The following is a 19253-nucleotide window of genomic DNA, read 5'->3' on the forward strand; positions in this document are numbered from 1 at the left end:
TGTTACGCGCCAGTCAGTGATTGATTGCTGATTTTTGTAACAATTGCGGCTGATTCTCAACTGGCTGAAATAAAGAGGATTTGCCAGAGTAAATGTCTTACCTTCCTGTTTATCTTTTAGGAGTGACCGATGTATCAGCATGCTGATGTCCTGGTGTGGGGCCATGGCCCCGAAGTGTTTGAAGTTTTCCTGGAACCTACCTGTCCTTTTTCGGTGCGTGCATTCAATAAATTAGACGCATTACTGGCGCACGCAGGTGAAGATAAAATCACCGTGAAGATCCGGCTGCAATCTCAGCCATGGCATCTTTATTCCGGGCTGATTGTCCGCTATATCCTTGCCGCCGCCTGCGAAAGTAAAGACGCAGCGAAGAAGGTGATGCAGGCGGTGGCCGATCATCGTGAAGAGTTCGAATTCACCGACCACTGCACCGGCCCGAATCGCGATACCACGCCAAATCAGATTCTGGACCGTCTTAAAGCGTACAGTGGCGTAGATGCCAGCGCCGCGTTTGATCAGCCTGACCTGCAGAACGCGATTAAATGGCACTGCAAGTATGCTCGTCAGAATGGTATCCACGTTTCCCCGACCTTTATGGTCAATGGTCTGGTACAACCTGAAATCAGCAGTGGTGACGACATCGAACATTGGTCGAGCTTTCTGATGCGTTAGTTTTACGTGCGCGGCCGCCGTTGCCGCGCCAGGCTTTAAACCACCGCTAAGAGAGCCAGTACGCCATCTCTTTCAATGTCCTGATAATTATGCCTGTTTTCCCGTAAGCAGGCCGGGTAAGCTGTACGGCTATTAGCAGCGTTTGAGCCGTTGCTACATCCTCTAAACGGCGCCGCTGGCCTGCAGTTATGCTGGTCAGGCGCTTATTTCACTAAGGATTTGCAGATGACAATGACGCTTGAACAGATACAGGACAAATATCCGGGTGCATTTACAGATGCATTTGGTGATTCTCCGGAATTAGCCAGCGAGCTTGCAACGCTGATTATTGCCGGAAAGAAGGTGGCTACCTGCGGTTCATTGCGGAGCTGGCAGGAGCAGGATGCCTTGCCTCAGCCGGGCGGTTACAGCATTGTTCTGAACGGCGAAAAGCAGCCGGTGTGTGTTATCCGCACCACCGGACTATTCCTGACGCGCTTTGACCGCGTGACGCCAGAGATGGCGATGCTGGAGGGTGAAGGCGATCTCAGCCTCGACTACTGGCGACAGGAACATCAGCGCTATTTCGAACGTGAAGGCTATTTCCACAGCGAAATGGAGCTGATCTTCGAGACGTTCCAGCTGGTCGAGGTGATTTAAACCCGCCTCCTACAGCGTATTCGCTGCCATCAGCGCCAGCCGCGTAACGCCCCGCGCGGCAAGGTTATCCGCCGCCTGGGCGGCGCGCATGCCACTGGCGCACACCAGCACCACGCGCTGATCGGATGGCGGCTGCCAGGCTGCTATCTGCTGCGGCAGAATCCGTAACACCCTATCAGCCACACTTTCAGACGCCTCCTCCAGACTACGCAACTCCACAACGCAGTCATCATCCCTGAGCATCAGACGATCGATAAAAGGCGTGCCAGGCGTGTCCGGCTCAGGTGCATCATCGAAGCGAAACTGCCTGATGTGCCAGTCCACAAAGTCACACTGGATCATGCAGCCAAGCGGCGATGGCATCAGCCTGAGTAATACACTCAGTGCCATCTGTGCCTGCATTGCACCCAGCGTCGCCACCGCAGGTCCCATTACGCCAGCGGTATTGCAGTTACCCGAGGCCACGGGCAACTGCGGGAACACTGCGCGATAGCCGGGCGCACCGCCGCAGAATCCGCCGACATACCCTTTACGCCCCAGCACCGAGGCGCAGATCAGCGGCAGGTCGCGCGGATAGCAGGCGTCAGAAAGCTGATAAGTAATGGCGAAGTTATCCGCCGCATCCACCACCAGATCGATTCCCTCCAGCGCCTGCGGTAGCTGACTGGCGCTCAGCAGGTGTGAATGCGCCTCGACAAGGCAGTCAGGATTTCGCTGCGCCAGCGCACGCTGCGCACAGCGTGCTTTAGGCTCGCCCACATCGCCGACACCAAACAACGTCTGCCGGTGAAGATTGTGCAGTTCAACACGATCGCCATCGTAAAGACGAATAAATCCCACGCCCGCACCTGCCAGTAACGGCAGCAGGGTGGCGCTGAGGCCGCCCGCGCCCACCACCAGCACGCTTGCCCTGGCCAGCCGCTGCTGCCCCGCTTCGCCAATTTCAGGCAACATGGTCTGTCGCTGATAACGCGCCATTGTCTCTCCTCAGAACTCTGCCAGACCAAAAATGGGCGTAGAGGCAGAGGCCATATCACGCTGCTCCATCAGGCCCGCCTGGAATCCCTGATGTCCACCATAAATCGCAGCAGCAAACGCACCGGCCATCCGCACCGGATCGCCTGCTTTTGCCACCGCTGTGTTGAGCAGCACACCGTCGAAACCCATCTCCATAGCCTGCGCCGCCTGACCGGGTGAGCCGATACCTGCGTCGATAATCAGCGGCACATCTTTAAACCACGCACGCATCGTGCGCAGCCCTTCGATATTGCGCAGCCCCTGACCGGAGCCAATTGGCGCGCCCCAGGGCATCAGCACTTCGCAACCCGCTTCCAGCAATTTTTCACCGACAATCAGATCTTCGGTGGTATAGGGAAAAACCTGGAAACCGTCAGCACAGAGGATGCGGGCGGCTTCAACCAGTGCAAAAGGATCGGGTTGCAGCGTGTCAGCATGGCCGATCACTTCCAGTTTGATCCATGGCGTGTCGAACAGTTCACGCGCCATTTGCGCCGTTGTCACGGCTTCTTTTACCGTGTGGCAACCGGCTGTATTCGGCAGAATGCGCTTGTTGAGCTGTTGCAGTAGCGTGCGGAAGGCACCCCCTTCGCTGCCCTCCCGTCGAAGGCTGACAGTAATGATTTCTGCACCTGAGGCGTCGATCGCCTGCTGCAGAATGTCGGGAGACGGATAGCCAGCAGTACCCAGAAGAAAGCGGGATTGCGGCGCAAATTGATAGAACATCATTAACCTCCCTGCATTGGTGACAGGATTTCCAGCTGATTACCCGCCTCAAGTTGCTGGCTGGCATACCGGCTTCGCGGCACAAACTCACCGTTCAGCGCGGCGGCGACGGAGCGCGGGTCGATCTGCTGCTCCTGCAGCAGTTCCGCCAGCGTGCCTGCATCGGTTTCAATCGTGCGTCCATTAAGTTGAACTCGCATGAGTCATCTCCTGAGTCAGTTGCAGCATGAGGTTTTCAGCCATGATCGGAGCCAGCAAAAAGCCATGGCGATACAGCCCATTGAGCGAAAAACGGCCATTCTCAAAACGAACCTCCGGCAGGTTCTGTTGATAGGCAGGGCGCAGGCCGGTGCCGCTCTCCACAATCCGCGCTTCAGCCAGCGCCGGATGCAGACTGTAAGCGGCGCTTAGCAACTCCATCATGGCTCTGGCGCTAATCGGACTGCTGTCGTGACTTTCGACCATGGTGGCACCCAGCATGAAGTGCCCTTCTGCTCGGGGCACCAGATAGCAGGGAAAGCGAGGATGCAGCAGCCGGACAGGACGGGAGAGCTGAACGTCATGCGTCTGGAGGATCAGCATTTCACCCCGTACGGCGCGCAGCGCGGGCTGCTGATCCGCGGCGTGAATGCCACGGCAGTCAATGATGGTGCCGGTGGGTTCACCACTGTGTAAGGGCACGCCAGCCTGTTGTAATTTGTCACGCAGTTGCTGCAACGCGCGGCGGGGATCGAGATGCGCCTCCGCCGCAAAATACAGACCACGGGCAAAGCGATTTTCCAGCGCCGGTTCGATATCACCCGGTACGACCCACTCATGTTTTTCCGTCATGCTGGCGAAGCGCGTCAGTTCGCGGCTATCACGCGGCGGCGCAACCACCAGCGTACCCTGCTGTTCCACGCCATCAACACGTTGCGACCACCAGCCTGCAGCGTGCTGGCCCCAATCGATCACCTGCTGAGGCGCGCTTTCCGCTTCGCACCAGGGCGCGAGCATGCCACCCGCCCAGTGTGAGGCGGCACGACAGTCAGGCTGCGTAATGATTTCGACGGTTTCGCCCCGCTCCATCAGCAGTGTGGCGACGCACAGCCCGGCCACGCCACTGCCAAGCACCGACCAGCGGCTCATGATGTCCACCGGCGAGGAAGAAAGAGATTCTGGATGAGATATTTCACTTTGGCCTCGTTATACGTTAACGAAGACCCGTGATACGGAGGGAAAAGGCAGAGGCGTCGTGCATGCGCCCCTGCGGCAAGTATCTGATGCGATACCCGTCTTCCTACGCCAGTATCAACTGGGTCAGGTTCTAAGGGTCGCTAAGCCGCGCGATGCGCTATTAGCCTCTCAGTCTCTCTGGCGAGACTCCCCTGACGGGTTTAGTTGTAAGTGAAGCGGGCAGCTTCGTCAAGCGCGCAAAGGATGGCTGCTAAGAATTTTAGGGGACAGGCAAGGTTTTGCGCCAGAGTCAAATGCAATGCGTTAGCAGTAGGCAATGAGAGGGTGTTTAAACTGCAGTCGCCTTACAGCGCCTGCAGTGATTGTGTCAGCACGTCGGTGATTTCACGAATACGCGGTTCAGCACGACGATAATAGGTCCATTTGCCCACTTTGCTGGCTTCGACCAGCCCGGCACTGTGAAGTGCTTTCAGGCATAACGACGTGGCGGGCTGTGATAAGCCCGCCTTGTCCTGTATGAGGCTGGCACAGACGCCATACTGATCGAAGGGATAGAGCTGGGTATAGCCCGCAAACGCTTCTTCAGGATGCTTAAGCCACTTCAGCACTGCCACTCGGGTTGGATTGGACAGTAACTTCAGGGCATTTTCGGGGGACATGCCGCCTCACAGAGTATCAGGATTGAAAAACAGGATAGTCAGTATAACCCTTCTCCGTGCCGCCATACAGAGAGGCGTGGTCGACCTCATTCAGCGGATGACCTGATTTAATGCGTGCAGGCAAATCAGGATTAGCGATAAATGAACGACCAAAACCAAACAGATCGCCCCAGCCTTTTTCCAGTACATGCTGCGCTTTTTCAGCCGTGTAACGACCGGAATAGATGATCGGAGAGCTGAATGTTTCCCGCAGCGCAACGCGGAAACTTTCAGGCATGTCCGGGCTATTATCCCAGTCCGCTTCGGCAATGGAGAGATAACCGACTTCAAGTTCATTCAACAGTTTAGCGGCACGGATGTAGGTGGCATGGGGATCGCTTTCAACCAGACCGAGATAAACGCGCTCTTCGTCAGTACTCGAAAACAGAGGGGCAAACCGAACGCCCACGCGATGGCTGCCAAAGACCGAGCTGACGGCCTCAACGACTTCACGCAGGAAGCGCAGACGATTCTCCGCTGAGCCACCATATTCATCCGTACGCAGATTAGTATGCTCTGAAATAAACTGGTTAATCAGATAGCCGTTAGCGGAATGCAGTTCCACGCCGTCGAAACCGGCTGCTTTGGCGTTCTCCGCTGCCTGTCGGTAAAGCGCAACGATCTCTTTAACTTCCTCTGTGGTCAGTGCCCGTGGCTCGCTGGGTGCGGTCAGTATCCCCGCGCCTGGCCCGGTTTCAATAAATACCCGGACGTTATCGGCTGCGATGGCTGAAGGCGCTACCGGTGGCTGTTTACCTGGCTGAAGTTCATTGTGTGACACGCGGCCAACATGCCAGAGCTGGCAGAAAATGGTGGCACCTTCCTGATGTACCGCCTCTGTAACCTTTTTCCAGCCCGCGATTTGCGCGTCGCTATGGATCCCCGGCGTCCATGCATAGCCCTGCCCGCGAGGCTCAATCTGGGTGCCTTCAGTGACCATCAGTCCCGCACCGGCACGCTGACGGTAGTATTCCACCATCATATCGCCGGGAATATTGCCCGGCTGTTCACTGCGGCAACGCGTCAGCGGCGGCAGGACAATGCGGTTACGGAGTTTGAGATCGCCCAGGTTCAGGGGGGTAAAAAGTGACGGCATAACAAAAAGTCCTCTGATGTGTGAAGAGGCGCCATTATATTTACACATTTAAATTTGTAAATGTGTAATCTGTGCTTTTTGTTCCCGGACCTTTACCGTCAGTGGCGTTTTTACACGCTTTTAACCCGTTGAATCTCATCATTGCGGTATGCGGATGGCTATCAGAGCTGTACTCATTTATCTTTTTCCTGACAGCATAATCCCGGAAAATATTGTGACCACATTACTTTCTTTAGACGCGCTCGGACCGCGCATTTGTATTATGGGCCCGTCGAACAGCGGAAAATCGACTTTAGCGGACGCTATCTCCCACAAAACAGCATTACCTGCCATTCATCTGGATCAACTTCACCATCTTCCGGGAAGCCAATGGATTCCAAGAGCACCGGCTGAATTTCTCCGCTTGCACGCTGCCGCGGTGAGTCAGGAAAAATGGGTTATGGATGGGAATTACACAAAATGTATTGAAGAACGTCTCGCGCGCGCCACCGGATTCATTCTTCTGGATGTAAAAGTGCCAGTGGCGCTGTTTCGGTATATTCGCAGATGCTACTCATTCACGCCGCGAGTTGGCGGTCTCGGAATACGCAAAGAGCATGTAACCCTGGATATGCTGAAATATATTATCCTTACTGCCCCAAAGAACAGAAAGCGCCATAAGAAACTTTATGACCATGTCAGACTGCCTAAGCTTCTGCTGCATTCTTCAACTGATGTGAATGCCTGTCTGAAATACTGGGGCTTAACGTTTACGAATAACTGACCATGGCTGCTGTTATTAATCCAGTAACGTTAAGCTCGCCAATAGTGCATTCAGCGACTCAACAGGCCCGGCATGATTTGTCTCTGAACGGGTTGTGTCCCAGGGCATCGCGTCATCGGTACAGTAGTCTCCGATGCACTGCATATCGGCAGGTTCATTGAGTAAACCCACCGGGATCCAGATATAGGGCCTGTCACGCAGCGCGTTAGGTACGGTCGAACCACAGCTGGAACAAAAATCGTTGCGATAACCGGTCGGTTTACGCCAGGAAGCGAGCTGGCTTTCACCGGATAGCCAGCTAAAGTCTGTCTCATTCACCAGCGTTGCAAGATTGTAGCCGGTTCCGCTTTGCTCTCTGCAGAGTGAACAGTGGCACCGATAAAAGTGCCTGGGTGTAATCGATAGTTCAAAAGTCACGGTTCCGCAGAGACATGCGCCTTGCATTTTTTTGCCTTGTAAGTGGGGATTCTGAAATTACCCGATCATTTCAGGTTTTAAGCCAGAAGCAAAATTCTATCACTCATCATTAAAGGTCACGAGTTGCGGCTGAATATCAGTTTTAACCCTGCCAGACCAAAGCAGCAGGCTAACAGCGCATCGAGTTCCCGACGAATCCGACGGTAAAAGGCGCTCATGACGGCAGTTGAGAACAGCAGAGCATATCCACCGAAGACAAGCATACAAATGGCCGCACAGCCGCAGATAACAATAGGTAGCGTTGACGCCATCCCCTCTGGCTTCAGTGCAAATGACATAATGGCTACCCAGGTGAGAATCGCTTTAGGATTACCGATATGCATCAGGATCCCCTGCCGGAAAAGCCTGCCATAAGCTACACGATCATCGCTGGCGGTAAAGTCACTGGCTTCCGTGCGACGTAATGCTGATTTGCCCGCTTTAAAGGCCAGCCAGAGCAGATACAAGCCACCGCCGATTTTTAACACAATCAGTAACTGGGCGAAGGTTGCCAGCACGGTCAGCACACCGCAGGCGGCAAGCAGCGCCCAGATCATTGAACCACTCACGACACCCGCCGCCAGCGCCAGTGCGGCACCTCTGCCCTTTTTCATTGCCGTGCCCATTATGGCCATATTGCTCGGCCCGGGACTGGCCGTGGCGACAAGATAGGTGGTGAAGATCAGGACTAACTCGTGTGAAAGCGCCATCATTGCCTCGGTGATGCGTGGTTATCCGTCTGTTATATCGGCTGGTGTGTGAATTTACAATTCATTCACACGATGTCGACCAGCCTCCAAAGGATGTCCGCCACCGCATGCGCGCGTTAACGTTCAGGCAGTGATAGTCATGGATGTTTGCGGTCATCCAGACGCAACTGCATAAATGTCAGATCCAGCCAGCGCCCGAATTTATTGCCGACTTCTTTCATGGTGCCCGCCTCCGTGAAGCCCAGCTTTTTATGCAGCGTGATTGACGCTACATTTTCCGATTCAATGCCCGCCACCATCACGTGCTTTTTGCTCTTACAGGCAAGCTGAATTAACGTCCGCATCAGGGCATCACCTATGCCTTGTCCCCGCACGTTTTTATGCACGTAAACAGAGTGTTCAACGGTGTGGCGATATCCATCCCAGGGCCGCCAGTCACCGAATGAGGCATATCCCAGCACGCTTTCATCGTTATCCGCTGCCACTATCACAGGAAAACCCGCCTGCTGACGACTGTGTATCCATGCGATGCGGTTCGCGACATCTACCCTGCTTTCATTCCAGATGGCCGTGGTGTTAAGCACCGCATCGTTATAAATCTCAGCAATCACATCAGCATCACTTTCAATAGCCGCACGAATAATCATGGTAGACACCCCTTTACTCATTCACTAAAGTAGATGAATTGTACACAATGATAGTTATCCATTATGTTAGATGAAATGTCCATCAAAGAAGATAGCCTGAATATCCGGATCGGATTAAAGGTTAAAGAGGAAAGAGAAAAACGCGGCTGGTCACTGACTGAACTGGCAGGTCACTCCGGTGTATCGCGGGCGATGATCCACAAAATTGAGCGTGGAGAGAGCAGCCCGACGGCAGTGCTGTTAGCGCGGCTTTCGGGCTCTTTTGACATGAGCATCTCGCAGCTTCTGGCCCAGACCGAAGTTCAGACAGGAACGCTGGTCAGGCACGAAAATCAGCCGATATGGCAGGATCCTGAAACCGGCTACTTGCGTCGGCACGTTTCACCGGGTGAGATGCCGGTCGATCTGGTCAGTGTCGAACTGCCGGCCAATACCGCTGTGCCGATGCCCGCTATCTCGTATATTTCGAGACGTCAGCTGATATGGGTACTGGAAGGGTCATTGACCTTCGAAGCCGGCTCCAGCACGTATGAAATGGCGTCTGGCGACTGTCTGGAACTGGGCGATCCAGCTGATTGTGTCTTCAGAAATAGCACCAGCAAGGCGTGTCGATACGCTGTGATCGTCCTGCGGCCAGTCTGATCCGTTTATTGGCAGACATCCATGCTTGATGATGGATTTACACCGCGCTGTATCTGAACGGATTATCGCTGTTTAGCCGTGGTTATTTAACGATTATTCCCGGCATAGATATCAGGCCGCGTCATCGTCCAGATATAGTTCTCCCGGTTAGCCTTTTGGTCTGATTTTTTTCTTGTCGGTACTGATCAGATAATGGTTATGGCGCCACTCAAATATTGTATTCATCTTCGATCCTTTTACCTGATGATTGACTGACAATATCAGCTTTAACAACAGATATAACATGACGATATGAGTAAGGGATCAGGGCAGAAGATATTTTAACGATGAGGCTGGCGGGAAAAGAGAAGGTGCAGAAGATAGGTAGTAGCGTAATTTTAATGCTGACACGTATCCCTGTGCAAACCCACTCCCAGCACAGGGAATACTACTCAGTCCGGCTTTTGGTTTCTCACTAGCGAATCGCCAGCCGGACTGAGCCTGCTCAGGAAAAGTTTATTTTCCCAGAATCTCTCTGCGGACAATCTCTGCGCCGGCACTCAACGCATGCAGTTTGCCATTGGCCACCTGACGCGGCAGCGGGATCATGCCGCAGTTGGTAGAAGGATAGAGATTTTCAGCATCCACAAACTGCAGCGCCTTGCGCAGCGTGTTTGCCACTGCTTCAGGTGTCTCAATTTCATGGGTTGCCACGTCGATAGCACCGACCATGACTTTTTTACCGCGAATCAGCTCGATCAGGTCCATCGGAACGCGCGAGTTCTGACACTCCAGTGAAACGATATCGATAGCCGAACGCTGAAGTTTTGGGAATACCTCTTCATACTGACGCCACTCTGTACCCAGCGTTTTCTTCCAGTCGGTATTCGCCTTAATGCCGTAGCCATAACAGATATGAACGGCGGTTTCGCATTTCAGACCTTCGATGGCACGCTCTAACGCAGCAATACCCCAGTCATTCACCTCATCGAAGAAGACGTTAAACGCAGGCTCATCAAACTGAATGATATCCACGCCTGCTGCTTCTAACTCTTTGGCTTCCTGATTCAGGATTTTTGCGAATTCCCAGGCCAGCTTTTCACGACTTTTGTAGTGATTGTCATACAGGGTATCGATCATCGTCATCGGCCCCGGCAACGCCCACTTAATAGGACGATCGGTCAGTTTGCGCAGGATTTTCGCATCTTCAACAAACACAGGCTTCTGACGTGAGACTTCACCCACCACGGTCGGGACGCTCGCGTCGTAACGATTACGGATGCGGACCACTTCGCGCTTTTCAAAATCCACACCGCTGAGGTGCTCAATAAACGTCGTCACGAAGTGCTGACGGGTTTGCTCGCCATCACTGACGATATCAATACCGGCACGAACCTGATCGTCCAGACACAGACGCAGCGCATCTCTTTTGCCGTCAACTAACTCATCATCCTGCAATTTCCAAGGTGACCAGAGCACCTCTGGCTGCGCAATCCATGAAGGTTTAGGCAGGCTGCCCGCGGTGGATGTCGGTAATAAGGTTTTCATAGCAGGTGACCTTCTGGTTTTAATTAATCAAAGAACGAATTCAGCAGACCATTGTGCAAGAAGTGTCTGATTAGGCTTGATGAAATGCGCCTCAGTAAACCTGCCCTGCTCGACGGCCAGTCGGCTGCGCTCTTCGCGATCGTAAACAATGCGGGTTAATGAATAATCCTGATGCTGCAGCGTGGGCTGATAGCACTGTCCGGCTGCAGAATTGGCGTTATAAATTTCCGGGCGATAGATTTTCTGGAACGTTTCCATCGTACTGATGGTGCTGATCAGCTCAAGATTGGTGTAATCGCTGAGCAGGTCGCCATGGAAGTAGAAGGCCAGCGGCGCAACACTGCCCTGCGGCATGAAGAAGCGCACTTTCAAACCCATTTTTCCGAAGTAAACGTCAGTCAGGGAAGGCGCATCCTGCTGATATTCGATGCCCAGTACCGGATGATGGTTACCGGTGCGCACGTAGGTGTTTTTGCTCGACACGCTCAGGCAGATAACCGGCGATTTACTGAAGCTCTCTTTATAGGCCGCTGAGTTGACAAAGCTTTTAAAAATATTGCCGTGCAGCTGACCAAAATCATCCGGCAGACTGAACTCTGACTTGCCTTTATTGTGCTCTGTAAGCACGACACTGAAATCATAATCACGCACATAGGATGAGAAGTTGTTGCCGACGATCCCTTCAATGCGCTGACCGGTTTGATGATCCACGATGTGCGTTTTAAGAATTTCAATCGCCGGGAACAGCTCGTCCGAACTTTCCGGGCGAAGATTCAGCTCAGCAGAAATAATCTCAAGTTCAACAGAATAGCGATCGCTTTTAGGATTGTCCCAGTGCGCCAGCGCGTTGAAACGATTGTCGATCATCGCCAGGGCGTTATGCAGATTTTCCTGACGTTTTTCGCCGCGCGCTAAATTAGCGAAGTTAGTCGTCGCCCGCGTATTTTTCGAAGGATTATAGTTTTCGTCGAAACGAATGCGCTTGAGGGTAAAGGCTAAATTGTTCATCGCTATCGGGTATCCTGGTCGCTGAGATGAATGGTTGTTTTAAGGGTTTATCCAGCGTTGCTATCCCTTTACAAGCATTCATATGACTCAAAGTTATTAACAATTCTTACTTTATGCCTCAACGCCGGGTTGAAAAAAAGTGATTAAATTTCAACGAACATGAAGGAAATTCATGTTGAGGTGGGGAAGTGGGGATTTTTTCATGACAAAAGCGAGGCTTTTAACGCCGGTGGGTTAAATCCGTGCATAAAAGCCTCGCTGCAGGCGGGTTAAGCTGACCGCTAAATTTTATAAAAATTATCGCACATCACTTTGCGCGCGCCTGATTTAATCGAAAGCCTGCTGGCCACCTCTTTCATCAGTTTACCCAATCCACCGTCACACGTTCTCTGCGTCAGGCGTGATGCGGGCCCGGTCAGTGCCAGCGCCGCAATCAGTTTGTCACCTTCGCCAAACACCGGTACTGAGAACGCCGCGATATGCGGATCGCGTATACCTGACGTGAACAGGGGAAGCATAGGCGCAGTGTCAAACAGAGGTTCATTCAGACCCCAGTAGCGAAGCACCTGTCCGATAGCAGAATTATCCAGCGGCAGAAAGGTGCCCGGCAGACGCGTTTCGCGTAATCCTTCCGACGGCTCGGCTCTGAAAAGGCAGAGTCGTTGCTCATTTTCCATCACATACCATGAGGCACTTTCGCCCGTCGCGGTCGCCAGTGCATGCAGTTCAGGCTGAACAATACTCGCCAGATGGAAGGACTGCTCATAGAGCTTGCCCAGATAAAGCAGTCTGGGCCCCAGAGTGTAAACGCCATTGTCGCGGCGAATCACATAGTTCATGCGCTCTAGTGAGTTCATCAGGCGATAAACCGTCGTTTTATGGTAGCCCGACACCTGCGCCAGGGCGGTAAGCGTCAGCGACTCCTCGCCAGGTTTGAAACAATCCAGCAGCGCCAGCGCTTTTTCTACGGCAATTACGCCTTCATTCCCCATCGGTACGTCCTCCTGTGTGCGACGGCAGGCAGTTTACCGCGCAATTTGTGATTCACATCGTATTTACATCACAAATGAACGCTTAACACTGGTGCGATCGGAATTAACATAGATATAGTTGTTTTATATTGTACAACCTGATTGTACCTGGTAAAACAAACGAGGAATGATTTATGCCTAATGCAGAGAATACCTTTATCAATCGCGATATTGTCCGTGTCGCGCCAGAGCTCGTAAAACAGGCTGCGCAGTATCAGGCAGCGATACTCGCTGATGTTGCCGGACGACGTGGAACGCTGCATGGTCGCGTTAAACCTGTCTCCGCCACGATGAAAGTCGCCGGACCGGCGATTACCGTTGAAGTCAGGCCAGGCGATAACCTCGCCATTCATGCCGCACTGGCAATTGCTCAGCCAGGTGATGTGATTGTTGTCGATGGCAAAGGCGATATCAGCTGTGCCTTAATCGGGGAAATTATGTCCACTCAGGCTGAAGCGTCTGGTATCGCCGGAATCATTATTGATGGTGCGGTGCGTGATGCCGATTCACTGAGCGCAAACGGATTCCCGGTTTTCTCTGCAGGCTTGAATCCCTGCGGCCCGACTAAATCTGTTGCGGGACGCGTTAACTTCCCTGTTTCTGTGGCGGGCGCAGCCATTCAGCCAGGCGATCTTGTCATTGGTGATATTGATGGCGTGGTGGTTCTGCCGCGTGAAGCCGTTCCGGTGCTGCTCGAACTGGCACAGAAAAAACTGGATTTTGAGACCGGCCGCATTGCAGCCATTCGTGATGGCGACCTGCGCGCACCCTGGTTAGAGAAATCGCTTCAAATCGCAGGCATGCTGCACGAGGGGGAGACACTGTGATGACAACATCATCTTCCGTCATTCTGGTGACCGGCAACGATCTGGCACCGCAGGCGCTGAATCTGCTGACTGAATTCCGCATCGTTTATGCTGGCAAGCAACCTGACGAAGACACGCTATTCCAGCTCTGCCAGCAGCACAACCCGGTGGGGATTATCGTCCGCTACGGTAAAATCAACGCCCGCATCATGGACGCCGCACCTGCCCTGCGGGTGGTTTCCAAACATGGCAGCGGTATTGACGTTATTGATCAAAAAGCAGCGGCAGAACGCCATATCAGTGTCCAGTCCGCGCCGGGTGCCAACGCAGCGGCCGTGGCCGAGCATACCTGGGCGCTGATTCTGGCCTGCGCCAAATCGGTGATAACGCTGGATCAGCGTATGCGTCAGGGATACTGGGATAAATCCACCCATAAGTCCATTGAGCTGGAAGGCAGAACACTGGGACTGGTGGGGCTGGGCGCAATTGGTGGTCGCGTTGCCCGCATTGGCCGGGCTTTTGGCATGAAGGTTCTCGCCTATGATCCTTTTGCCAAAACCTTCCCTGATGAGTGTGAGTCCTCCTCACTTGACGATTTGCTGCAACAGTCTGACGTCATTTCGCTGCACTGCCCGCTCACCGAACAGACGCGCCAGATGATTAACGCAGAGAAACTGGCGTTGTTTAAAAAAGGCGCCATTCTGGTGAACACCGCACGCGGCGGACTCATTGATGATGACGCGCTGAGCGCGGCGCTGAAGAATGGCACCGTGGCCTGGGCCGCACTGGACAGTTTCCACTCAGAACCCCTCACGGCACCACATATCTGGCAGAATGTTGAGAACGTAATTCTGTCGCCACACATCGGCGGCGTCAGTGATAACTCTTACGTGAAGATGGGCACTGTTGCAGCACGTAACATTCTGGATGTTCTGGCGGTAACGCTTAAGGAAGGAAGTCCAGCAGCGTAATTCTGAGTGTCAAAGATTAGACATGACTCACTCAGTGCTGTATCTCATCCTGAAGGCACTCATTAGATTCAGCTAAAAGGACTATAAGGATGATTTCTAAGGAAAACGCAGAGCACTATGTATGGGGTGAAGAATGCGACGGCTGGTATCTGTTAAATCGCCAGGACATGCTGGTGATTCATGAAAAGATGCCGCCAGGCACGTCTGAAAAACGCCACTGGCACGCCGTCTCAAGACAATTTTTCTTTGTACTCAGTGGTGTTCTTACCATGGAGTCAGAGGGTGAGAAACATGACATCAAGGCTCAGCAAGGACTCGAAATCCCGCCGGGAGCAAAGCATCAGGCCAGAAATGACAGCGGGTTTCCTGTGGAATTTCTTGTGATTTCGCATCCATCAACCCGTGGCGATCGTGCTGACCTCCCTGAAAACGGCTGACAACTCATGAAAGCGTGCTACCGATTATCTTCTCTTCAGGTCAGCGTTGTGAGGATCTGATTAACCTTCAGTAGCCAGTGTTCTCAGGGAGTCACCCTGCAGAGAATAACTCACGATACTGTCGTTGATCTTTCCGCCGAGTGACTGATAAAAACGGTTTGCACGATGGTTGGATTTTTCTGCGTTCCAGCTCAGGCTGAGACACGCCTGCTTAAGGGCAAGTTGCGCCATAAACTGCATGAGTGATTTACCAATCCCTTTGCCTCTCTCATGTTGAGAGACGAAAAGTTCTTTGATGTGAAACTCACCGCTATACCGGGGAGAAGGATAAAGAATAGTGCAGCAGGCCAGCCCAACGATGTGGGTACCACAGCGCGCCCTGATGACCTGTGTGCCAGAGAGTGTGCTGAACAGTTGAGTATGAAGATAGTTTTTCAACAGTGACTCATGAATAATTCCTTTACCGTAATAGTATTCTTCCATTTCAGTAAAAATGTTCACCATTGATTCCCATTCCTCTGGAGGACACAGTTCTGCAATTACTTCCACACCTATTCCTTTTTAACAATTAAACATCCCGGTCATGGGAAGGTGTCTTTATTAAGCCGTACACCCTTCCTGTAAACCTGATCAATGAGAATACATCCGCGATATGCAGAGACGTTCATTCCACCCGAGGAATCACGTTACTGACCCATTTAATTTTATCACGGCATGAGGGTGTTATTGACAGCATAAATCCTGCACTTCACATTCGCGGTATGCTCATACATCTGACAGTTGCTAAGCGCCCTCGCAGCAGCATCTTTCGTTGTGCGCGCCCGGTAAGACACCCCCCAAACACCTCTGACATCGGTAGCAAATGCTTTTTCATAAAGCTGTGCAGATTCATATTTTCTGAATGCTAAGGTTCCTGAGGCGCTATTGAGAGTCTGCGGCAGAGGCAGTCTTTCAATGCGTGTCGCCACTATCGCCTTGTATGCCAACCGCTGTTTCTGAAGAAATTCAGCGACAGGATGCCACCAGAAATCTTCAGGTGCGGATTCTATAAAAGTATGACCGTTAGTATCATAAGGTGGCATCACGATAAAGCTGGCGAGACCACCTGCTGAAGTATAAGAATGGAAAAAAGAGATGCCGGTGAAAGGCGGGAATAATGTGTCGTTTTGCGAATAGAGCCAAAGCGAAGGAATGCGCGAAGTGGCGCCCATGGAAGCAAAGCTTTTAAGTAACCCGGCTCTGTCACACAACGACCCACCCTTTCCGGCCCCCCGCCCGCCGTCAAAGTTGATGATTGCCTGAACCCCTTTTGGCTGGCGGGCCCCCGTGGCCAGGACGCCAAAACCCCCTGCTGACATCCCGGCGAGAATGGCTGAATGATGGGATGCCCAGGGCTCATGCCTGATAGCGTTGAGCGCTCCCAGCAGGTCTTCAGCATCCCGTTTTCCGGCAAGATCATGCCGCGGCTCAACACAGGTACTGCCGGTATATTCAGCACCGCCGCTTGAATACCCGTAACCTTCACGCATAACGACCACCGCCGCATAGCCGTGCCGGGCGAATGCCAGTGCCATTCCTGACATCCAGTTCGGGTTCATTTCCAGCCGATCGAACTCAGCCGTCTCCGCCGTGCCGTGGGTGATAAGGGCAACAGGCCAGCGTTTATCTCCGGCGGGTCGCGTCACGAAAGCTTCCAGGAGTGCTGGCTTACCCTCTGGCAAAGTCACAGGTAGCATGAGTGGCTCTCTGACAAGACCGTTAATCTGCTGGTTTTCTTCAGCGTTAACCGCGTTCGCATTGGGTATGGAAACTGCCAGCCCTAGCGTCAATATAACTATAAGCCCGCATGCTGAATGATTCAGAGAGGATGTAAACACGTTTAGCGGCTCCGTATATCCAATTTAATTGGATAAACTAGCCTGAGATTGTTTAAGTCAGTAGTGATGAGGAAAGGAATTATCTTGTCAGATTGTTAATGATCTCTTTCTGGACGAGGATGAGTGTCAGATCGTTTTGTCGTCGTTTCAGCGCAGGTTCATGTGCACTTCTCTCAGACTTTTTAAAACCCGCCAGAAGGATGTGCAGCAGTATTGTGTTGCTGGTTTCATCATGCACTTTAGCGTTGAGGCTATCAGGCAGTTCTCACTGGTTGAGGTGTCTGCAGCAAGCGGCGCGTTAGTTACGGGGATAAAAAGCCGGGCGGTGTGACCAGCAGACATTTTGATTAATGTCTGCTGGCCTGGTGAGATTATTTGCCGACTGGCGAAGCGTTATTCTCAACGTTAATCGCCGACTCTTTTTTACGGCCCATGACCAGCACAGCGATACCTCCAGCACCGCAGAGGATAGCCAGTGGCACCATGGCAAGAGTATGACTGCCGGTCGCCTGATTAATAATGCCGTAAACGTTAACCATCAGTCCTCCCCCAATCAGATTGGCCACCGCGCCGATTGCAGCAAGGCCCGCAGCAGCGGTAGTGGATGACATCCACCCCGATGCCAGTGCCCAGAAAGGCCCTTTCATCGAATACGCGCCGATCAGAACCAGCGACAGGATGACAACGCTTCCGGTCAGACTATTGGTGATGAAGGCGGACAGCAAACCACCCGCAATCAGAAACAGCGTTAACGCGGTGTGCCAGCGACGCTCGCCGCTGCGGTCAGAACTTCTGCCCCAGACAATCATAAGAACCGATGCCAGACCATATGGTATTGCGTTGACCAAACCGGTGGTCAGGTTATCCAGACCAAACGATTTAAGCAGTTGCGGAGACCAGACGCTTAGCGTTGAGCCCGCCGCTGACGCACCTGCATAGATCAGCGCCATTACCCAGATATGTTTGTGACGCAGCAATTGCCAGAGAGAGATGTGACCAATGGCTTTCTTCTTCGCATTTTCAGCTTCAAGGGTGCTGTTCAGCCACGCTTTTTGTTCCTCATTTAACCAGCTGGCACTGGTGGGACGATTGCTTAATACGAAGAAGGCCGCAATCCCCAGAATCACCGCAGGAATGCCTTCCAGGATGAATAGCCAGTGCCAGCCACGCATGCCCAGCCAGCCATCCAGTGACAGAATCAGACCAGAAATTGGCGATCCAACAAAATTCGCTGCAGGAATAGCCACCATGAAAGTCGCAATCACGCGGGCACGGTACTTACCGGGGATCCAGTATGTCAGATACAGAATCACGCCCGGGAAAAATCCTGCCTCCGCGGCCCCCAGTAAAAAGCGCAGTACATAGAGGGTATTGGCGCTCTCTACAAAGGCGGTACAAACCGAGATGATGCCCCACGACACCATGATGCGGGAGATCCAGATTTTTGCGCCTATTTTCTGCATGGCGAGGTTGCTGGGAACCTCGAACAGGAAGTAACCGACGAAAAACAGACTGCTCGCAAAACCAAATACCGCTTTCGACAGTCCTAAATCTTCGTTCATCTGTAACGAAGCCATACCAATGTTGCCGCGATCGATAATGGCAATCAGATAACAAATAATCAGGAAGGGCAAAATGCGCCAGACCACCTTCTTAACGGTCTGCTGCTCAATATCGGCAGAGAAAGTCGTGATGTGCTGTTTTTCAGACATGATGATCCTCACAATTTTTTCATCACTTAACGCGCTAAGCGCAAAGCGCCTTGTTGTACCCAGTACAACATCAATGTACTCAGTAAAACTATTATCACGATAAAAAATCTTCTCCGCCGGAAGATGTAATCAGGTTGTGTTATTTGTCACAGAAAAGTATGACGCAGTTTTAGTTTATGTGACGGGCATGCCGTAAATGAGCAGGCAGCGGGGAATCTCTGGCGCTGATTAACGGTAATCGTCAGGAGGGACGCTGATCGTCGCGAAAGGGAAGCAGAGGTTAAGTAACGCAGGCCTGCGGAGGACGGTTAACTTCCATGAGGGTGAGTCGGTGAACTGCTGCGGGGCTTATCACCCTCCAGCTGCTGCGCTGGCAGCGGCCAGAGAAACCGTGCAGCGTTAACTATGTGTTATCCCGCAGCCGCAAGCTGCTGTCCGTTTCCCGCAGCATTCAGGCTGTGCAGCCTAGCCCCCCTGCAGCCTGACGGCCACCGGCGTGGCGTTAAGCGATCAAGCTGATATCAAGGCGACAGGTCAGCCGCACGTCTTACCGCCCCTGCCGCTGACCGTCGGGTTCGCAACTGCCGCCAATCCCGGACAGACGTGCCAGTCCGCCCCTGCCGGCAGGCGGAGCCACCGGAT

22 protein-coding genes and 1 riboswitch are annotated in these 19253 nt (G+C 52.8%); of the genes, 7 read left to right on the plus strand and 15 right to left on the minus strand.

Annotation, left to right across the window (positions count from 1 at the left end):
• The first annotated feature begins 129 nt into the window (after positions 1-129).
• Entirely contained in the window at positions 130-672 is a 543-nt protein-coding gene (locus tag KTJ90_RS21080; protein ID WP_008924751.1) for a DsbA family protein, read from the plus strand.
• Positions 673-897: 225 nt separating this feature from the next.
• Complete coding sequence (locus KTJ90_RS21085) at positions 898-1311, plus strand: ASCH domain-containing protein (RefSeq protein ID WP_003851573.1); 414 nt, start codon at positions 898-900, stop codon at positions 1309-1311.
• A 9-nt stretch (positions 1312-1320) separates the two neighbouring features.
• Here KTJ90_RS21085 and KTJ90_RS21090 read toward each other — a convergent pair whose 3' ends face one another.
• From KTJ90_RS21090 to KTJ90_RS21115, 6 genes are all read right to left on the minus strand, one after another.
• Complete coding sequence (locus KTJ90_RS21090; protein WP_192378014.1) at positions 1321-2289, minus strand: HesA/MoeB/ThiF family protein; 969 nt, start codon at positions 2287-2289, stop codon at positions 1321-1323.
• Between the two features lie 9 nt (positions 2290-2298).
• Entirely contained in the window at positions 2299-3054 is a 756-nt protein-coding gene (locus KTJ90_RS21095) for a thiazole synthase (protein ID WP_003851577.1), read from the minus strand.
• Positions 3055-3056: 2 nt separating this feature from the next.
• Positions 3057-3254, minus strand: coding sequence for a sulfur carrier protein ThiS (gene thiS / locus KTJ90_RS21100; RefSeq protein WP_003851578.1), 198 nt, complete (start codon positions 3252-3254; stop codon positions 3057-3059).
• Positions 3238-4182, minus strand: a complete 945-nt coding sequence (locus tag KTJ90_RS21105; protein ID WP_140915949.1) for an FAD-dependent oxidoreductase — start codon at positions 4180-4182, stop codon at positions 3238-3240. Before KTJ90_RS21105 ends, thiS begins: the two co-directional genes overlap by 17 nt.
• Before the next feature lie 131 nt (positions 4183-4313).
• A riboswitch (TPP riboswitch) is annotated at positions 4314-4433 on the minus strand.
• 141 nt (positions 4434-4574) lie between these two features.
• On the minus strand, positions 4575-4889 hold the full coding sequence (locus KTJ90_RS21110) for an ArsR/SmtB family transcription factor (protein WP_008924754.1): 315 nt from the start codon (positions 4887-4889) through the stop codon (positions 4575-4577).
• Between the two features lie 16 nt (positions 4890-4905).
• Entirely contained in the window at positions 4906-6024 is a 1119-nt protein-coding gene (locus KTJ90_RS21115; protein ID WP_442843845.1) for an alkene reductase, read from the minus strand.
• Between the two features lie 214 nt (positions 6025-6238).
• On the opposite strand from KTJ90_RS21115, the gene KTJ90_RS21120 reads away from it, so the two are divergent.
• Positions 6239-6787 (plus strand): P-loop NTPase family protein, encoded by a 549-nt coding sequence (locus KTJ90_RS21120; RefSeq protein WP_085980545.1) that lies wholly within the window; start codon positions 6239-6241, stop codon positions 6785-6787.
• A 15-nt stretch (positions 6788-6802) separates the two neighbouring features.
• Here KTJ90_RS21120 and KTJ90_RS21125 read toward each other — a convergent pair whose 3' ends face one another.
• The 3 genes from KTJ90_RS21125 to KTJ90_RS21135 all read right to left on the minus strand — a co-directional run bounded on the left by KTJ90_RS21125 (position 6803) and on the right by KTJ90_RS21135 (position 8600).
• The gene (locus tag KTJ90_RS21125; protein WP_442843844.1) at positions 6803-7231 is read right to left on the minus strand and encodes a GFA family protein; all 429 of its coding nucleotides are present in this window, start codon (positions 7229-7231) and stop codon (positions 6803-6805) included.
• Positions 7232-7320: 89 nt separating this feature from the next.
• Positions 7321-7953: a LysE family translocator gene (locus KTJ90_RS21130; protein ID WP_140915968.1), complete on the minus strand. Its 633-nt coding sequence runs from the start codon at positions 7951-7953 to the stop codon at positions 7321-7323.
• 137 nt (positions 7954-8090) lie between these two features.
• Positions 8091-8600 carry a GNAT family N-acetyltransferase gene (locus KTJ90_RS21135; protein WP_110411832.1) on the minus strand — a complete coding sequence of 170 codons (510 nt, stop codon included), beginning with the start codon at positions 8598-8600 and terminating at the stop codon, positions 8091-8093.
• A gap of 63 nt (positions 8601-8663) precedes the next feature.
• Between KTJ90_RS21135 and KTJ90_RS21140 the strand changes: the two genes are divergently transcribed.
• Positions 8664-9242: an XRE family transcriptional regulator gene (locus KTJ90_RS21140; RefSeq protein WP_140033833.1), complete on the plus strand. Its 579-nt coding sequence runs from the start codon at positions 8664-8666 to the stop codon at positions 9240-9242.
• A gap of 495 nt (positions 9243-9737) precedes the next feature.
• Here KTJ90_RS21140 and KTJ90_RS21145 read toward each other — a convergent pair whose 3' ends face one another.
• The 3 genes from KTJ90_RS21145 to KTJ90_RS21155 form a co-directional block, all read right to left on the minus strand.
• Positions 9738-10769, minus strand: a complete 1032-nt coding sequence (locus KTJ90_RS21145) for a methionine synthase (protein ID WP_003851594.1) — start codon at positions 10767-10769, stop codon at positions 9738-9740.
• A 27-nt stretch (positions 10770-10796) separates the two neighbouring features.
• Positions 10797-11777 carry a DUF1852 domain-containing protein gene (locus KTJ90_RS21150; protein ID WP_337028535.1) on the minus strand — a complete coding sequence of 327 codons (981 nt, stop codon included), beginning with the start codon at positions 11775-11777 and terminating at the stop codon, positions 10797-10799.
• 281 nt (positions 11778-12058) lie between these two features.
• Entirely contained in the window at positions 12059-12769 is a 711-nt protein-coding gene (locus KTJ90_RS21155) for an IclR family transcriptional regulator (protein WP_499026834.1), read from the minus strand.
• Between the two features lie 173 nt (positions 12770-12942).
• On the opposite strand from KTJ90_RS21155, the gene KTJ90_RS21160 reads away from it, so the two are divergent.
• The 3 genes from KTJ90_RS21160 (at position 12943) to KTJ90_RS21170 (ending at position 15022) form a co-directional block, all read left to right on the plus strand.
• On the plus strand, positions 12943-13635 hold the full coding sequence (locus KTJ90_RS21160; RefSeq protein WP_499026836.1) for an RraA family protein: 693 nt from the start codon (positions 12943-12945) through the stop codon (positions 13633-13635).
• On the plus strand, positions 13635-14585 hold the full coding sequence (locus KTJ90_RS21165) for a hydroxyacid dehydrogenase (protein ID WP_008924763.1): 951 nt from the start codon (positions 13635-13637) through the stop codon (positions 14583-14585). Before KTJ90_RS21160 ends, KTJ90_RS21165 begins: the two co-directional genes overlap by 1 nt.
• Before the next feature lie 89 nt (positions 14586-14674).
• Positions 14675-15022, plus strand: coding sequence for a cupin domain-containing protein (locus tag KTJ90_RS21170; protein ID WP_039661365.1), 348 nt, complete (start codon positions 14675-14677; stop codon positions 15020-15022).
• Positions 15023-15082: 60 nt separating this feature from the next.
• Here the strand turns inward: KTJ90_RS21170 and KTJ90_RS21175 are convergent, their stop codons facing one another.
• The 3 genes from KTJ90_RS21175 to KTJ90_RS21185 all read right to left on the minus strand — a co-directional run bounded on the left by KTJ90_RS21175 (position 15083) and on the right by KTJ90_RS21185 (position 18611).
• Positions 15083-15571 (minus strand): GNAT family N-acetyltransferase, encoded by a 489-nt coding sequence (locus KTJ90_RS21175; protein ID WP_143756055.1) that lies wholly within the window; start codon positions 15569-15571, stop codon positions 15083-15085.
• Between the two features lie 158 nt (positions 15572-15729).
• Complete coding sequence (locus KTJ90_RS21180) at positions 15730-16899, minus strand: alpha/beta hydrolase family protein (protein WP_110411837.1); 1170 nt, start codon at positions 16897-16899, stop codon at positions 15730-15732.
• Between the two features lie 371 nt (positions 16900-17270).
• On the minus strand, positions 17271-18611 hold the full coding sequence (locus KTJ90_RS21185) for an MFS transporter (protein ID WP_140033829.1): 1341 nt from the start codon (positions 18609-18611) through the stop codon (positions 17271-17273).
• Between the last annotated feature and the right edge of the window lie 642 nt (positions 18612-19253).

Source organism: Pantoea jilinensis (assembly GCF_019104105.1).
GTDB lineage: Bacteria > Pseudomonadota > Gammaproteobacteria > Enterobacterales > Enterobacteriaceae > Pantoea > Pantoea eucalypti.

Excerpts from the sequence above, each read along its gene's own strand:
- KTJ90_RS21140 (WP_140033833.1), top strand. The coding sequence starts at position 8,664 with ATGTTAGATGAAATGTCCATCAAAGAAGATAGCCTGAATATCCGGATC.
- KTJ90_RS21090 (WP_192378014.1), bottom strand. The coding sequence starts at position 2,289 with ATGGCGCGTTATCAGCGACAGACCATGTTGCCTGAAATTGGCGAAGCG.
- KTJ90_RS21130 (WP_140915968.1), bottom strand. The coding sequence starts at position 7,953 with ATGGCGCTTTCACACGAGTTAGTCCTGATCTTCACCACCTATCTTGTC.
- KTJ90_RS21145 (WP_003851594.1), bottom strand. The coding sequence starts at position 10,769 with ATGAAAACCTTATTACCGACATCCACCGCGGGCAGCCTGCCTAAACCT.
- KTJ90_RS21115 (WP_442843845.1), bottom strand. The coding sequence starts at position 6,024 with ATGCCGTCACTTTTTACCCCCCTGAACCTGGGCGATCTCAAACTCCGT.
- KTJ90_RS21125 (WP_442843844.1), bottom strand. The coding sequence starts at position 7,231 with ATGCAAGGCGCATGTCTCTGCGGAACCGTGACTTTTGAACTATCGATT.
- KTJ90_RS21110 (WP_008924754.1), bottom strand. The coding sequence starts at position 4,889 with ATGTCCCCCGAAAATGCCCTGAAGTTACTGTCCAATCCAACCCGAGTG.
- KTJ90_RS21135 (WP_110411832.1), bottom strand. The coding sequence starts at position 8,600 with ATGATTATTCGTGCGGCTATTGAAAGTGATGCTGATGTGATTGCTGAG.
- KTJ90_RS21095 (WP_003851577.1), bottom strand. The coding sequence starts at position 3,054 with ATGTTCTATCAATTTGCGCCGCAATCCCGCTTTCTTCTGGGTACTGCT.
- KTJ90_RS21160 (WP_499026836.1), top strand. The coding sequence starts at position 12,943 with ATGCCTAATGCAGAGAATACCTTTATCAATCGCGATATTGTCCGTGTC.
- KTJ90_RS21105 (WP_140915949.1), bottom strand. The coding sequence starts at position 4,182 with ATGAGCCGCTGGTCGGTGCTTGGCAGTGGCGTGGCCGGGCTGTGCGTC.
- KTJ90_RS21185 (WP_140033829.1), bottom strand. The coding sequence starts at position 18,611 with ATGTCTGAAAAACAGCACATCACGACTTTCTCTGCCGATATTGAGCAG.
- KTJ90_RS21085 (WP_003851573.1), top strand. The coding sequence starts at position 898 with ATGACAATGACGCTTGAACAGATACAGGACAAATATCCGGGTGCATTT.
- KTJ90_RS21150 (WP_337028535.1), bottom strand. The coding sequence starts at position 11,777 with ATGAACAATTTAGCCTTTACCCTCAAGCGCATTCGTTTCGACGAAAAC.
- KTJ90_RS21170 (WP_039661365.1), top strand. The coding sequence starts at position 14,675 with ATGATTTCTAAGGAAAACGCAGAGCACTATGTATGGGGTGAAGAATGC.
- thiS (WP_003851578.1), bottom strand. The coding sequence starts at position 3,254 with ATGCGAGTTCAACTTAATGGACGCACGATTGAAACCGATGCAGGCACG.
- KTJ90_RS21080 (WP_008924751.1), top strand. The coding sequence starts at position 130 with ATGTATCAGCATGCTGATGTCCTGGTGTGGGGCCATGGCCCCGAAGTG.
- KTJ90_RS21155 (WP_499026834.1), bottom strand. The coding sequence starts at position 12,769 with ATGGGGAATGAAGGCGTAATTGCCGTAGAAAAAGCGCTGGCGCTGCTG.
- KTJ90_RS21165 (WP_008924763.1), top strand. The coding sequence starts at position 13,635 with ATGACAACATCATCTTCCGTCATTCTGGTGACCGGCAACGATCTGGCA.